Below are 14,938 nucleotides of genomic sequence, written 5' to 3' on the forward strand. Positions count from 1 at the left end.
AATAGAAGTTGTGGCGCTAGAGAGACTACTGGGCCATGCGGCGAACGCGCCGAGCTTCGGCCTCAAAGTTTTGCTGGGATGTGCAGTAGCCCTGTTGTTTGCGAGGCAACTGATTCAAGCGGTCTTGCGTGGCCTGCACTTGACTAGGGCTAATGTCATCTAGGGACATGCCCTTAGGGAAGTCCTGGCGGATCATCCGGTTATGTGCCTCGTTGGTGCCACGGTCGCAGGACGTGTAAGGATGGGCGTAGAAGATCTCAGTTTCCGTCCCAGCAAAAGCAGTATTTAAGGCGGTGAACTCGGGTCCGTTGTCGGCTGTGATGGTCTTGATGCAAGCTCCCCATTCGCGCTTGATTCCACGCAATGCATAGCTCACAGAGTCTGCATCTCGTCCTTCGATCAAGCGGAGAAGTTGGCAACGGGTCTTGCGCTCAATCAGAGTCAAGATGACGCTCTCCTTGCCATTGCGTTTACCGACAATGGTATCCATCTCCCAGTGACCGAACTGCCTGCGTCGTTCAACGACCTTAGGCCGTTCCTCGATACTGCGGCCAGCCAGGCGCTTAGCCTTGGTGTGGTGCTGGTGAGAGGTCTTCCGCTTAGTCTTCTCCAACAGGTCGATATTTCGAATCTCTAGGCGTTGGTCGTCAATGTACTGGTACAAAATCGAGGCACAAACAAGCTCTTCAGGAGTAAACAGCTTGTGTCGCTTGGCATAGCCGATTGAAGCATCCGGCGACCATTTGTCCTGCTTAGCTCGCTGTACGTACCAGGCTAAGAAGACCTGTACGCTGGCGAACTTGTCAGGACGATGGCAGCTCAAGCGTGCAGTCTCGTAACGTGCCTGAGCAGCCTCTGGCAGGTATTGTCGATGGTAGACGCGCTTGCCATTACTCTTCTTGACCTGATCTACTGTACCTCGCTTGATTTCATTATTAATGGTCTGCGGGCAGACGCCAATTTCAGCAGCAATCCAACGATTGGACTTCCCAGCTTGGCGGAATCCGGCCACTTTTCCGCGCTCGAGTGATGTTAAGTGCTGACCTTTTTGGCGGTGTGTGCTATCCTGTTTCTGCATCAAGACAATATCCTCTTCCATTGTTTGTGTAGGAACTTCAATGATACAGGATATCTGTTCTTGATGTTTTTTATTGTCCAAAAAATTTTGAGACAGTGGCTAACTTGATTCTAAAATGCGCGCCTTGAATTTGGCTATATCTTTATATTCATAGTAGCGAGACTTCGGATTAAGAAAGATTATCTGCCAGCTCGTGCACGAAAATTCAATATACAGGGGACACAGGAGTTCTTGCTTTCAGAAGCATTGTTGGCTGAAGAAGGCATTCATAGTATCACAGCCTCAGAATACCTAACAACAATTATTTTATGTTTGAGTGTTGGCGGGTTAGAGAATATGCGTGCTGATCGTCATATCTTTTCTGTAACCAGTGAATTTGTCCAAAAATTTTCAGATATTTCTGGCATTGTATTCTCAGATCTGCATAAGGTGATACGTCAAATGTTCACGCATTTTCGTTCAATGTACTACCGTTTACAGTTTGACTATCCCATTACAAATCCGTTAACTGAGCAGGTTATTAATAACTATAAAGAAGTCTTCACCTTGGTCGCTCAAGCCATTCGATCGTTTAGCGATATTCTTGGAGCGGTTCCAGATGATGAGATTGCTTTTTTAACGATTCATTTGATTAGTTTTATTTATACTGGCGACAACTCGAAGAACGATTCTATTACGGCGGCAATCGTTTGTCCCAATGGCATAGGCAATTCAGCATTGGCCTATTTACAATTGACAAGCTTATTCCCAAATATAAAGTTCCTAAAGCCCTTCCGGTATGCTGATCTGGATCACCATTTAGCCAATGTAGATATGATCTTTTCAACGTTTTATCGGAGTGATCTCTTTACGAAAGGCAAACCTTGCTTCATCATTGAAACCGATTATGTCGACAGAAGAAAAATATAATCTTATACAAGAAGTCAATACGAGGATGTCCTCAAGTACTTTAACAATCCCAACATTGAACTCTGTGATGGAGATTGTCGCCAGGACAGTTAAGAATGATAAGCAGTTGGTGCAAATTCGAAGAGAGTTAGACTCCAATCTATTTAAGCCGAAAGTTCGTCAGGTGACACACAAACTTGCACTTGTCGATGTTTTGAATGAGAACGATATTAAGTTAGCTGTTGAAGCAAGTTCTGCAACAGATGCCATTCGAGTTGCGGCGGAACCATTAGTTGAGCAAGGAGCTATTAGTCAGAATTATGTCGAAAAAATGGTTTCGCCGGATGATGAGCATGCCTTGTCTGCGTATATTATTTCTCCTGGTGTTGCGTTGCCACACTCCAATCCTGAAAATGGGGCTAAAAAGGTTGCCATTGGCATGACCGTTTTAAAATCCCCGGTCACTTTTGGCAAAATGGAGAACGAAAAAGTTAGATTCATTTTTGTGCTAAGTGCTGTTAATCCGACTGATCATTTGATGGTTTTGCAGGATTTGATGGACTTATTGGCTGACAACCATTTTATGAGCTTATTAGTTAGCCCAAAGACAAATGTGCAAGATGTTCTTCGGTATTTACGCGAAAAGAGTAAGCTGAAACTGAAGGGTTGATCTGATCAACGAATATTTATATGCCAACGCGCAAACTAAAGCAAAAACCGTTTCTTTTTGACATAATCTAAAAATCATTTTCTGTGGATTTACCCTACAAGATTCCTCTAATTGATGAAACGGTTTGATGTCGCTTGTTGTGTCGAGTTGGCATATTTGTGTGCTCATCAAACTACATTAATTTGACTAGACCATTTTTGAGTTCATCGTTCCGAAGTACTATAGATCGTTTCGAAAATCCGAATGTAGCCCCCCGACAGTATATGTTCTAATGTTGCGCAAATTTTTCTTTGGAACTCACGAGTACTGGTTGGCATTCTAATAGGGTTTTAGGAAGAAATCAAAGATCATGCAAAGATTTCCTTAAAAATAGAGCCCCCTTAAAAACAACATAATGACATTTTTTAGCAACAAACATAGCTCTTTACCAGCCGATTTGCTCGTATTATGAAAGCGCAAACAAAACCAGCATGTTTAAAAATTACGCGTATAAGACCGGTTTTATTGCTAGGCAGCACATTGATGAGGAGGAGCACGATGACAACAGCAAAACTATGGGAGCAACCTGAATTAACCGACATTAATCGAATGGCGCCACGAAGCCATTTCGAAACTTTCTTTCCAGGTGAGTACAAACAACCGCGGCATTACCAATTACTAAATGGCACATGGCAGTTTAAATTCTTAGACGCGCCGGAATATGCGCCTGCAGATTTTATGGCGAGTGACTTTGATGATCATGACTGGGATCAGATTCCTGTGCCAAGTAACTGGCAGTTGCAAGGTTATGGGAAAATGCATTATTCCGACCTCTGGTATAACTTTCCGATTGATCCACCCTTTGTACCACGGGAAAATCCGACCGGGCTGTATCGGCGAACCTTTACGGTAGATGAAGTGGCAGCAAATGAACAATATATCATTGGCTTTAATGGCGTCGATTCTGCTTTTAAGCTATATCTCAATGGCAAGTTTATTGGATATAGCAAAGGCGCACGGTTGCCAAGCGAGTTTGACGTTACGAAGGCGTTGAAACAAGGAGCCAACACGGTCGCCGTTGAAGTCGTTCAATGGTCGGATGGTACATATCTTGAAGATCAGGATATGTGGTGGTTAAGTGGACTATTTCGCGACGTGAGCCTTTATTCGCGCCCACAAAACGGCCTTTATGATGTTCGTATTCGCACATACCTATCGAATGCATACGTACCGGCGAACTGGTAGTCACACCGACTTTGACGGGTAGTGTCTCGTCAGAAATTCACTATGAGTTAACTAAAGACGGTGCAACGTTGGTAGATCAAACGCTACCCGCTGATGTTTCTTTGGATGCGACTATTGACAACATTCAAGCGTGGTCCGCTGAAGCACCGCATCTATACGATTTAACCATGACGGTTTTGCAGGACGATCAGCCGCTTGAGGTAGTACGACAACGGGTTGGTTTTCGCCAGATTGAGTTGAATGGCAAAACTTTTTTAGTCAATGGGCAAGCAATTAAGTTTAAGGGCGTCAACATGCATGATTACAGCGCTACTAAGGGGCGGGTCATGTCTGAAGCTGATTTCAAAAAGAATATTATTTTGATGAAGCGTCACAATATCAACGCGATCCGCACGTCACATTATCCAAAAGCACCGTACTTTTATGACCTGTGTGACGAATTAGGCATGTATGTCATTGATGAGACTGATCTTGAATGCCACGGATTTGAATTGACCGAGCGCTATGACTGGATTACTGATGATCCGCGCTGGAAAACGGCATACGTGGATCGGATGCGCCGTACGCTACAGCGCGATAAGAATCATCCATCGATCATCATGTGGTCACTTGGCAACGAGTCTGCTTTTGGGGATAACTTCCGGGCAATGGCAGCTTACTGTAAAGCCGAAGATCCAACGCGTCTAGTTCATTACGAAGGCGATTTCGAGGCTGAGGTCAGCGATGTTTATTCGACTATGTACACTTGGCTTGAACATGATACCAAGATGACGATGGCGGATGTTCTTCAGAAAACTCAAAAGCCGCACATCTTATGCGAATATGCCCATTCAATGGGTAACGGGCCTGGTAATCTGAAGGAATATCAAGATCTTTTCTACGGTCATAAGCAGTTGCAAGGTGGTTTTATCTGGGAATGGTTTGATCAAGGCGTTGCGACTAAGGAAGGTGATCAGACCTATTACCGATATGGTGGTGATTTTGGTGATCAACCTAACAACGGCAACTTCTGTATTGACGGCTTGATTCACCCGGATGGGAACCCATCGACAGCATTGACTGAAGTTAAAAAGACGTTTGAACCTTTCCAGATAGCGGTGCGTGACTTAGCAACGCAGACCATAACGATTACGAACCGGCTTGATTTTCTGAGTTCGGATCAATTCAGCTTTGCTTATGAGCTGGAAGCTGACGGTCAGACGGTCGCAAAAGGCAAACTTGATTTACCGACTATTCAGCCGGGAACTGCTAAAACGGTTAAATTAGGTATTCAATTGCCAAAGTTTAACGCTGAAACCATTTATAACCTGCATTTACTCATTGAACTCAAGGAAGCAACCGCTTGGGCTGATGCCGGCACGGTATTGTCACAATCAGTCATCAATCTGCAACGGCCAAAATTTCAAGTGGCTCATCAACAGACGACCGCGTTACAGGCAACCGAAGATAACACCACGATCACGGTGACGGGCGGGGATTACGAATACCGGTTCGATAAAATCAAGGGAACTTTCAGTCTGAGTCATGCTGGAAGCGACCTAATTCGCGACGGGATTAAGATGAACTTCTGGCGTGCGCCAATCGACAACGACATGTATTTGCTGGATGACTATTACAACAAATATTTCCTGAATCTTTGGCATGAGAGTACCCGCGAAGTTCATTTGCAGCCCCAAACAAATGGCAATTATGTTGTTAGCTTAACCAAGCAAGTGGGTACGACCAATAGCGGTTGGTATTACATGATCCAGCAACAATATACCATTCATCAAGATGGCAGTTTTGACCTTGATGTCGTAGGCAAGGCGAGTGGCAAACGCGATATGGCTCCGGAGATGCTGGCACGAATCGGGGTCAAAATGACCTTGCCGAAAGCTTATCAACAAGTCTCCTATGATGGCCTGGGCCCTACGGAAAACTATCGCGACTCACACCAAGCAGCATATTATAGTCACTTCACGAGTAGCGTTGACGATTTGTTTGTGACGTAAATTGCAAGAACAAGTTAGCCAGTCGTTGAGGACAATCCCAGAACAGGCCGTTATCAAATAGAAGTTGTGGCGCTAGAGAGACTACTGGGCCATGCGGCGAACGCGCCGAGCTTCGGCCTCAAAGTTTTGCTGGGGTGTGCAGTAGCCCTGTTGTTTGCGAGGCAACTGATTCAAGCGGTCTTGCGTGGCCTGCACTTGACTAGGGCTAATGTCATCTAAGGACATGCCCTTAGGGAAGTCCTGGCGGATCATCCGGTTATGTGCCTCGTTGGTGCCACGGTCGCAGGACGTGTAAGGATGGGCGTAGAAGATCTCAGTTTCCGTCCCAGCAAAAGCAGTATTTAAGGCGGTGAACTCGGGTCCGTTGTCGGCTGTGATGGTCTTGATGCAAGCTCCCCATTCGCGCTTGATTCCACGCAATGCATAGCTCACAGAGTCTGCATCTCGTCCTTCGATCAAGCGGAGAAGTTGGCAACGGGTCTTGCGCTCAATCAGAGTCAAGATGACGCTCTCCTTGCCATTGCGTTTACCGACAATGGTATCCATCTCCCAGTGACCGAACTGCCTGCGTCGTTCAACGACCTTAGGCCGTTCCTCGATACTGCGGCCAGCCAGGCGCTTAGCCTTGGTGTGGTGCTGGTGAGAGGTCTTCCGCTTAGTCTTCTCCAACAGGTCGATATTTCGAATCTCTAGGCGTTGGTCGTCAATGTACTGGTACAAAGTCGAGGCACAAACAAGCTCTTCAGGAGTAAACAGCTTGTGTCGCTTGGCATAGCCGATCGAAGCATCCGGCGACCATTTGTCCTGCTTAGCTCGCTGTACGTACCAGGCTAAGAAGACCTGTACGCTGGCGAACTTGTCAGGACGATGGCAGCTCAAGCGTGCAGTCTCGTAACGTGCCTGAGCAGCCTCTGGCAGGTATTGTCGATGGTAGACGCGCTTGCCATTACTCTTCTTGACCTGATCTACTGTACCTCGCTTGATTTCATTATTAATGGTCTGCGGGCAGACGCCAATTTCAGCAGCAATCCAACGATTGGACTTCCCAGCTTGGTGGAATCCGGCCACTTTTCCGCGCTCGAGTGATGTTAAGTGCTGACCTTTTTGGCGGTGTGTGCTATCCTGTTTCTGCATCAAGACAATATCCTCTTCCATTGTTTGTGTAGGAACTTCAATGATACAGGATATCTGTTCTTGATGTTTTTTATTGTCCAAAAAATTTTGAGACAGTGGCTAACTTGATTCTAAAATGCGCGGATTTGTTTGTGAACTATGTGAAGCCGCAGGAAAATGGCAATCATATGGATACAGATCGACTTGCACTCACAGATGGCCAACATCATCTGACGTTGACGATGACAAAACCACTGAACTTCAGTGTGTCTAACTATGCTGATGAAACGCTGGAGGCTGCGAAGCACACGATTGATCTTAAACAATCAGATAGGCTGAACCTGTATTTGGATTTCCGGCAAAACGGTTTAGGGACGAATTCTTGTGGCCAGGATCAACTTAAGCGTTATCGCTGCAAGTTTGATGATTTTGAGCTTGGTTTTAACTTCAAGGCGAATTAGTGAAAACGTCATAAAGAAAGGAAGTGTTTTCCAATGTCAGAAGATAAATCACGGCAGCGTTTAGGTTCGGCTGCTTTAATGTTGATGACTTTCTCGGCGGTGTTTGCTTTTCCGAGCATCGTCAACAACAGCATTCAAATTGGCCTTGCAACAATTCCCGGTTATATTTTTGGCAGCCTTTTCTACTTCTTGCCGTTCATTTTGATGATTGCTGAATTTGCTTCGGCTAACTCTGATAAAGAGTCAGGGGTGCATAGTTGGCTGGAAAGCGTACTGGGTAGTAAGTTCGCTTTCCTGGGAGCATGGTCGTATTTCTTCGTCAATTTGTTTTTCTTTGTTTCATTGTTGCCTAACACCCTGATTTATGGCTCATATGCGTTGCTAGGCCATAACGTTTTTGGCGGGGCTATGGGGACGAAAATTATCTCAATTCTGTCAATTGTTTTGTTCTGGTTAGCCACGTGGGTTTGTATTAAGGGGGTCTCGTGGATTTCGACTGTCACCAATTTTGCCGGAACTGCGCGATTACTGATGGGCGTGATCTTTGTTGTCCTTGCCTTTGTGGTCGTCATGGGGATGGGCGAAAAGCCTGCTCAAGACTTCAGTATGAAGGCAATCACCCCGACGTTTAACTGGACATTTTTCATGACCATGGCGTGGATTTTGCAGGCCGTTGGTGGTGGCGAAAGTATCGGTGTTTATATCAAGGATACGAAAGGCGGCAACAAGACCTTTGTACGCACCATGATTATTTCGACCCTTATTGTGGGCTTAATGTATGTTCTCGGTGCTATCGCGGTTGGTTTCGTTGTTCCAAAGTCGGTTTTGGCCGGCAACTTCTCCAATGGGATCTTTGATATTTTTAAGATTTTAGGCACGCATTTTAACATTCCTGGTAATGTGATGGTCCGGCTCGTTGGATTAATTCTCTTTATTGGGAGTTTGGGATCTCTAGCCCTATGGACAGCAGCGCCGGTTAAAGTCTTCTTCTCCGAAATTCCTGAAGGTGTCTTCGGTAAATGGATGGTCAAAACCAATCAGGAAGGTAATCCAACGAATGCGCTGATCGTGCCAGCGCTTGGCATTGGTAATCTGGATAGCTTCTTGGAAACCCTGATCAACATGACCGCCGCAACTTCCTTACTGCCAGTCTTGTTCCTGTTGATTGCTTATATCATGTTGCGATGGAAGAAAGACGATATGCCGCGCGACTTTCGCTTTGGTAATCGAACAGTCGGGTTGATTGCAGGGATTTTCCTGCTATGCGTTTTCCTGTTCGTCTTCTTTATGTCCACTGTGCCTGACCCGCATCTGATTGCTGAGGAACTGGCAGGTCATTTACCAAAAGGAACTGCTAGCCCGATCGGCACGTTACTATACAACGTACTTGGTGTGGTCATTTTCATGGGTGTCGCATGGATATATTGGGATCGCTATGAAAAACGCGAACGGCTGGCAAAGGCTGAACCAGTATCCCATTAAGTTGATTTTCAATTTAAAAAAATGGACATGGTCGCGGTAATTACCGAGGCCATGTTGGTGCGTTGAGCTGCTTTTGAGGAAGATAAAAGGGGTCGAACATTGGCACCGGTCTGTTTGTTGCTAGCGGGAGTGCAATCGCTACTGCTGGGCCGGGCGGAGCAATCGTTGCGTATATTGCGATTGGCTTGATGGTCTTTTTCTTGATGACCAGTCTTGGTGAGATGGCCACTTATTCGCCGGTTTCGGGATCGTTTTCCGAATATGCCAGTCGGTTTGTTGATCCGGCTTTGGGGTTTGCGCTGGGATGGAATTATTGGCTCAATTGGGCGATTACCTTAGCAGTGGATGTTTCAACAACCGCGATTGTGATGCACTTTTGGTTACCCAATTTACCGGGATGGGTCATCTCGGTTGGCTTCCTTGCGCTGATTTTTGTCATCAATTTTGTTTCTGCAAAGTCGTTTGCGGAGACCGAGTACTGGCTATCTTTGGTCAAAGTTGTAACCGTGATTGTTTTCTTGGGTGTTGGTGTTTTGACCATTGTTGGTATTATGGGCAGTGATGGTGCGGTTGGTTTGGGGAATTATACAACCGGCGCAGCACCCTTTGTCGGAGGCTTGCCCGCAACGCTCTCGGTATTTGTGGTAGCAGGCTTTTCCTTTCAAGGCACGGAACTGATTGGTATTACAGCGGGAGAAAGTGAGACTCCGGAAACCAGCATTCCCAAGGCAATCAAACAGGTTTTCTGGCGTATCCTATTGTTCTACATTTTGTCGATTGCCATCATCGCAGCGATCATCCCATATACCAGTCCCAATTTGCTTGGTTCCTCGGTCAACGACGTGGCCATTTCCCCATTCACATTGGTTTTTAACCGAATTGGGATGGCGGGAGCAGCCAGTATTATGAACGCTGTGATTCTAACATCGGTGTTGTCTTCGGCCAACTCGGGGATGTATGCTTCGACTCGCATGCTATGGGCGATGGCAGGCTCAGGGTTTGCACCCCGCATTTTTCAAAAGACGAATCGTCGTGGCGTACCAATTGCTGCGTTGCTTTTGACCACACTGGTTGGTGGTATGACTTTTTTGACCAGCATCATGGGCCCGGGTGTGTATCAATTATTAGTGGCAGCATCAGGATTGACCGGATTTCTGGCATGGTTAGGGATTGCGATCTCGCATCTTCGTTTTCGTAGGGCATTCATCAAGCAAGGTCATTCATTGAATGAGTTGGCCTATCACGCTAAATGGTTCCCGATCGGACCAGTGCTTGCAATGATCATGAGTTTGATTGTGATCATTGGTCAGGATATTGGTTCGCTAACTAGTTTTGCTTGGCGGCGGCTCTTGATTTCCTATATGTCGATTCCACTATTTATCGGTTTGTTTGTTTATTACAAAGTTAAAAATAAGACAAAACTGATTCCACTTGACCAGATTGATTTAACACGCCGCCGGGAACGGCGCTAGTATTTTGAAGCTATTTTGGAATAGGTCACTTAAATAAACGCAATTTCAAAAAGTTCCGAGTTTTACGAGGGTAAGGTTAAAGAGGTTTATCAGAATAACCACTGGAGGAAAAAATGAAGAAGCTGATTAAGTACGTGGTTGTTGGCTGTGCGAGTCTCATTTTATGTTTCTGCGGCATCATGTTAACTCGTGGGACAGTCGTACATGCAGATACCATCAACGATTATCCGAATCTGTTAAATGTTGGAGGGAACCCAACTAAACATATTTATTCCGCAAATAAAGACGTTTCGACTAACAAGTATTCACATTTTTCAGACTTAGGAGCTTGGCATGGCTATTATCAGCCAATCAAGCGGGTTGCGTCGACCTTGGGCGGTTTTCCTGGCCCAATGATTATCGCTGAAGAATATCCGGTAAATCTGTCGCACCAGCTTTCGCAGCTCAACTTGGTTAACCGCAAGACTGGTAAAAAATACAGTTTTAAAAATGCCAAGGCAACATTCACATCGTATCCCGGACGGTTAAATCAGATTTACACGTTTAAGGATCTTGAAGTGACTTTAAATTTGATTTTTACTTCAAATCGGACGGCGCTCATCCAAACAACGTTAAAGAATAGAACCGAGCAATCGTTAGATCTCAAATGTGCTTGGACAGGGGATATCATCAATAAATTACGTGCTGGGGAAAAGGATATCTCTTTAAAACAGCATTTTGTAGCGACGAATGACGGCGTACAAGTTGCTTTCCAGAAAGTTCGTAATGACAATTATTACATGACGACCGATCAAAACAAGGTGACTGTGGCATACAGTCGACCAGTCACAACGACAATTACTGGCAACCAGTACAAAAGTAGTATGAAAGACTCGATCAGTTTAGCTGCAAAAGGGACAACTGATTTATATACGGTAGAGTCCTATGTCTTTAATGCAGCAGAACAAGCAAAAGAAATAGCGAACTATCAAGATTACTTCACCAATGCAAAACAGTATTTTGAAAAAAATGCAGCCCGTTGGAACAATTACCTCAACAAAGCTGTTTCTTCTGACCAAAAGAATGTGAAGAAGAAAGAGAAACGCGATCGGGTCGCCATTAAAAGCGTCGAGACGTTGATCAATAACTGGATGAGTCCTGCAGGAGCCTTAAAGCATGACGGAATTGTTCCATCGATGTCCGATCAGTGGTTTGTGGGCTTATGGGCTTGGGACTCTTGGAAAGAAGCTTCTGCCGTAGCCGAAATTGATCCAACCTTGGCGGAAAATACGATTCGCGCTTTGTTTGATTATCAGATTCAAACCAGTGATAAAGTGCGTCCTCAAGATAGCGGGATGATTCCTGACGCCATTTTCTACAACAAGAACAAAGAGCGTGGCGGTGACGGCATTAATTGGAACGAACGCAATTCTAAGCCGCCATTAGCTGCATGGGCAGTGTGGCAGGTATATCAACAGAACCATGACAAGCAATTTCTTGCGGAGATGTATCCGAAGCTCGTTGCTTATCATAATTGGTGGTACACAAATCGTGATTTCAACAAGAATGGGTTGGCTGAATACGGCGCAACAGTTGACCCATTACATTTTAAGAAAATTAAAGGCAAGAAGGAGCCAGATACTAAGGCGATTATTCTGGCTTCGGCGTGGGAATCCGGAATGGATAATGCCGTTCGGTTTGATGCCAAGGGTGTTGGCAAGACGGACAAAGGCGTTAAAATTAGGGAAGATAAGAATAGCGATGGCAAGGTGGTCGGATATTCCATTAATCAGGAATCGGTCGATCTTAACGCATACTTATATGCGGAGAAAGGTTACCTAACCTCGATGGCGAGAGTCCTAGGGAAACAAGATGATGTGACCAAATATACGGCTGAGGCAGCAAACCTCAAAAAGGTCATCAACCAAGATTTTTATGATCAAAAGACCGGATTCTATTACGATCGCCAGGTGAATGGGAAGCAGTCTATGTTGCTGAGCAATCGCGGCAAGGGAACTGAAGGCTGGATTCCACTTTGGGCTAACTTAGCCACAACAAGTCATGCAAAAGGTGTTGAAAAGGTCATGATGAACAAAAAGATGTTCAATACTTACATGCCTTTGCCAACTACCTCGCGCGATAACAAGAAATTTACCGCGACGAAATATTGGCGTGGACCGGTTTGGCTGGACCAGGCGATGTTTGGTGTTGAAGGGTTGCAAAATTATGGGTATACCAAGGATGCTTTGGCGCTGACTGACAAACTTTTTGATCATGCCCAGGGATTGAATGGCACCGGCCCTATTCGTGAAAATTACAATCCGTTAAACGGGAATGGACTCAATTCCATGAATTTTAGCTGGTCCTCAAGTGTCTACTATATGCTCCACCACAACATTTACGGCACCGAAGAAACCTCATCCCAAACAGCTTTCAACGAACGTCTCTAACAACAAATAACCATTGCGATCCGTAAAAGGTTCACAATGGTTATTTTTTTGCCTTAAAAATATAACGGAACAGAGCGCGAAATCTGGTTCTAAGTGTTAAGCTATGGTCATGTAAGCGCTATAGAAAGAAATGGGTTCGAATTATGTTTAAGGAAAACAAGTGGCTGCGAACGGATCAGTTTGTGTGTCCGGAACTGTCGGTTTTTGAAGAGGGGTATGAGGACGTTCATCCGCGGGCGCCTTATCAGTATGAACAGCTGGATTACTACTTGCTGCATTTTATTCTTCAAGGCGAAGGGCTGTTCTTTATTAACAACGAAATTCACCAGTTGTCACGCGGGCAGGGCTTTTTGATCCCGCCTTTTACGGATAACAACTATTATCCCTTGATTGGCAACCCGTGGAGTTATCGGTGGATCGGCGTTCGCGGGTCAGGCGCTGAGGCCGTTTTTAAAGCTGCAGGTTTGGGGAAGACCAATTTTGTTTATAGGCATCAAGATGTTCATCAAATGGATCGCTTATTTGGCGAGGCTTACGACTATTTTAGCGGTGACCATTTGTATGGCGCTTTGGGGAAGTTTTATGAAATTGTGAGTGCCTTGGTTGAGGATTATCAACAAGAGACGCGGTTGGGTGTGCTTCCTACTCAGCAATATGTGTTGCAAGCCGTTGAGATTCTTAAGAATGAGTATGCGGATAACACGCTGAGAATTGATGACGAAGCAGCACGCGTTAAAGTCGAGCGTACTTATCTTTACCGCATTTTCATGAGCAATCTCGGCGTTTCGCCGAAAAGTTATTTGATGCAGCTGCGGATTAATCAGGCAATCGAGTTGTTGCGCAATACCAACGATGCGATCGGCGATATTGCGCTCAAAGTCGGGTTTACCAGCTATCCGCAATTCGCAAAGGCGTTTATGAAGGCGCGAAGCATGTCGCCCTCGGCTTTTCGGAAGGCAATTTCGAGCGGTGAGTTGAGTCCGCGGAAGATTGATTGAACAAGGCTCATCATTTTGATCTGGCAAATATTAGTGCAGTTGAGCTCAAAACAGATCGCCGCGTACTGGCTGATTTTCTGCGGGTAAAGACGGAATGTAGCCATATTAAAATAAGCCAAGTTGGCTGCATATGTTACGAGAACAGGCGTGTCTGGGGCAATTCCCTGGACTCGCTTTTTCTTGTCCAAAATTTCAATGTAACTGTTCCCACAAACAATTGAACAAAAATTTTCTGCGCAATACATTCCAGCAAAATACCGCCACAACAACCTTTTTCAAATAACCAATCCCAACGAATAATGCCAATCCTTATTAAACCAACCTTCACGCCACTTCATTGCGATCAGACAACTCCCTTCATCATTCGCTAAACTACGCCTATCGATATCGAAAGACATGAGGCGCCGGATTGGATGAAGGATGGCAGTAGCACAGAAAGGATTTTCGTTGTTTCTTGAGCACCAAGCCGTGGTTTACGGGGCATTAGCGAAGTTGGGCATTCGCCCGCATCATAGTGATTTTCAGGATTGGCGCGATGAGGGAATGTTGGTGTATCTCAACTACTTCAACCGGTATCGCGATCCGTTAACGCACGAGGCCGCGATTACCAAGTTTAACAAGCTGGCGTGGCGGTTTGTTTTCCTCACGTTGATGCAACGGATGCAAAAAGTTCGGCATCGGCGGGAGTTGGAAGAAGCACCGGCCAATGCGGCAGTGTTGCAGACGACCACCGTGGCCACGTCACCCGCTAGCTTGGAGCAGTCAGTGGAATTGAAGCTGCAGTTGCGCCAGCTTGAAGCTATTTTGACACCGGTAGAACGGCGGGTTTTGCAGCTGCGACTAGCCGGACTGGCTGATACCGGCATAGCGAGGCAGTTGCAGATCAGTCGGCAACGAGTTTTAAAAGTGCGCAAGCAAATACAGGCGAAATATCGGCAACTCGAATTGGAGGAATTTTTAAATGGATAAGGAATTATTAACGTATGTTTTGGATCAGGCAGTTGGTGTTGTCATTGCCGTGATTTTACTCACGCGGATTGAGCGGCGACTCGATACGCTGATTACGAATATGGGCACTTTTATGGTCAAGCTTGAAGGCAAGCACGAAAGATAGGAGGGAAAAGATGGCGAT

Annotated in this window: 13 protein-coding genes; 11 read left to right on the top strand and 2 right to left on the bottom strand. The window is 45.5% G+C overall.

The window, feature by feature from the left end; genetic code table 11:
- Window positions 1-25: 25 nt before the first annotated feature.
- The gene (locus LBCZ_RS01235; RefSeq protein WP_041084703.1) at window positions 26-1,078 is read right to left on the bottom strand and encodes an IS30 family transposase; all 1,053 of its coding nucleotides are present in this window, start codon (window positions 1,076-1,078) and stop codon (window positions 26-28) included.
- Window positions 1,079-1,309: 231 nt separating this feature from the next.
- Between LBCZ_RS01235 and LBCZ_RS16265 the strand changes: the two genes are divergently transcribed.
- The 4 genes from LBCZ_RS16265 to LBCZ_RS01245 all read left to right on the top strand — a co-directional run bounded on the left by LBCZ_RS16265 (window position 1,310) and on the right by LBCZ_RS01245 (window position 5,851).
- The gene (locus LBCZ_RS16265) at window positions 1,310-1,987 is read left to right on the top strand and encodes a BglG family transcription antiterminator (RefSeq protein WP_025013955.1); all 678 of its coding nucleotides are present in this window, start codon (window positions 1,310-1,312) and stop codon (window positions 1,985-1,987) included.
- Window positions 1,965-2,636, top strand: coding sequence for a PTS sugar transporter subunit IIA (locus tag LBCZ_RS16270; RefSeq protein WP_225421718.1), 672 nt, complete (start codon window positions 1,965-1,967; stop codon window positions 2,634-2,636). The genes LBCZ_RS16265 and LBCZ_RS16270 overlap by 23 nt, the downstream gene beginning before the upstream one ends.
- Before the next feature lie 537 nt (window positions 2,637-3,173).
- Window positions 3,174-3,860 (top strand): sugar-binding domain-containing protein, encoded by a 687-nt coding sequence (locus LBCZ_RS16275; RefSeq protein ID WP_225421719.1) that lies wholly within the window; start codon window positions 3,174-3,176, stop codon window positions 3,858-3,860.
- Window positions 3,861-3,928: 68 nt separating this feature from the next.
- Window positions 3,929-5,851, top strand: coding sequence for a glycoside hydrolase family 2 TIM barrel-domain containing protein (locus LBCZ_RS01245; protein WP_225421720.1), 1,923 nt, complete (start codon window positions 3,929-3,931; stop codon window positions 5,849-5,851).
- 81 nt (window positions 5,852-5,932) lie between these two features.
- Here the strand turns inward: LBCZ_RS01245 and LBCZ_RS01250 are convergent, their stop codons facing one another.
- Window positions 5,933-6,985: an IS30 family transposase gene (locus tag LBCZ_RS01250; RefSeq protein ID WP_039638840.1), complete on the bottom strand. Its 1,053-nt coding sequence runs from the start codon at window positions 6,983-6,985 to the stop codon at window positions 5,933-5,935.
- Between the two features lie 95 nt (window positions 6,986-7,080).
- Here LBCZ_RS01250 and LBCZ_RS01255 point away from each other — a divergent pair, with 95 nt between their 5' ends.
- The 7 genes from LBCZ_RS01255 (at window position 7,081) to LBCZ_RS14425 (ending at window position 14,920) form a co-directional block, all read left to right on the top strand.
- Window positions 7,081-7,425 carry a beta-galactosidase small subunit-related protein gene (locus LBCZ_RS01255; RefSeq protein ID WP_225423313.1) on the top strand — a complete coding sequence of 115 codons (345 nt, stop codon included), beginning with the start codon at window positions 7,081-7,083 and terminating at the stop codon, window positions 7,423-7,425.
- A gap of 33 nt (window positions 7,426-7,458) precedes the next feature.
- Entirely contained in the window at window positions 7,459-8,907 is a 1,449-nt protein-coding gene (locus tag LBCZ_RS01260; protein WP_025013600.1) for an amino acid permease, read from the top strand.
- A gap of 98 nt (window positions 8,908-9,005) precedes the next feature.
- Complete coding sequence (locus LBCZ_RS01265) at window positions 9,006-10,379, top strand: amino acid permease (RefSeq protein ID WP_032958986.1); 1,374 nt, start codon at window positions 9,006-9,008, stop codon at window positions 10,377-10,379.
- A gap of 113 nt (window positions 10,380-10,492) precedes the next feature.
- Window positions 10,493-12,808: an MGH1-like glycoside hydrolase domain-containing protein gene (locus LBCZ_RS01270; protein ID WP_039639651.1), complete on the top strand. Its 2,316-nt coding sequence runs from the start codon at window positions 10,493-10,495 to the stop codon at window positions 12,806-12,808.
- A 143-nt stretch (window positions 12,809-12,951) separates the two neighbouring features.
- Window positions 12,952-13,806, top strand: a complete 855-nt coding sequence (locus LBCZ_RS01275) for an AraC family transcriptional regulator (RefSeq protein WP_039639649.1) — start codon at window positions 12,952-12,954, stop codon at window positions 13,804-13,806.
- Between the two features lie 420 nt (window positions 13,807-14,226).
- Window positions 14,227-14,775: a sigma-70 RNA polymerase sigma factor region 4 domain-containing protein gene (locus LBCZ_RS01280; protein WP_025013598.1), complete on the top strand. Its 549-nt coding sequence runs from the start codon at window positions 14,227-14,229 to the stop codon at window positions 14,773-14,775.
- Entirely contained in the window at window positions 14,768-14,920 is a 153-nt protein-coding gene (locus LBCZ_RS14425; protein WP_010492908.1) for a YvrJ family protein, read from the top strand. Before LBCZ_RS01280 ends, LBCZ_RS14425 begins: the two co-directional genes overlap by 8 nt.
- The last annotated feature ends 18 nt before the right edge of the window (window positions 14,921-14,938 follow it).

The sequence above is a fragment of the Lacticaseibacillus casei DSM 20011 = JCM 1134 = ATCC 393 genome (assembly GCF_000829055.1).
GTDB classification, from domain to species: domain Bacteria; phylum Bacillota; class Bacilli; order Lactobacillales; family Lactobacillaceae; genus Lacticaseibacillus; species Lacticaseibacillus casei.

Coding starts and splice junctions, on each gene's coding strand:
- LBCZ_RS01235 (WP_041084703.1), bottom strand. CDS start 1,078: ATGCAGAAACAGGATAGCACACACCGCCAAAAAGGTCAGCACTTAACA.
- LBCZ_RS16270 (WP_225421718.1), top strand. CDS start 1,965: ATGTCGACAGAAGAAAAATATAATCTTATACAAGAAGTCAATACGAGG.
- LBCZ_RS16275 (WP_225421719.1), top strand. CDS start 3,174: ATGACAACAGCAAAACTATGGGAGCAACCTGAATTAACCGACATTAAT.
- LBCZ_RS01250 (WP_039638840.1), bottom strand. CDS start 6,985: ATGCAGAAACAGGATAGCACACACCGCCAAAAAGGTCAGCACTTAACA.
- LBCZ_RS01260 (WP_025013600.1), top strand. CDS start 7,459: ATGTCAGAAGATAAATCACGGCAGCGTTTAGGTTCGGCTGCTTTAATG.
- LBCZ_RS01270 (WP_039639651.1), top strand. CDS start 10,493: ATGAAGAAGCTGATTAAGTACGTGGTTGTTGGCTGTGCGAGTCTCATT.
- LBCZ_RS01275 (WP_039639649.1), top strand. CDS start 12,952: ATGTTTAAGGAAAACAAGTGGCTGCGAACGGATCAGTTTGTGTGTCCG.
- LBCZ_RS01280 (WP_025013598.1), top strand. CDS start 14,227: ATGGCAGTAGCACAGAAAGGATTTTCGTTGTTTCTTGAGCACCAAGCC.
- LBCZ_RS14425 (WP_010492908.1), top strand. CDS start 14,768: ATGGATAAGGAATTATTAACGTATGTTTTGGATCAGGCAGTTGGTGTT.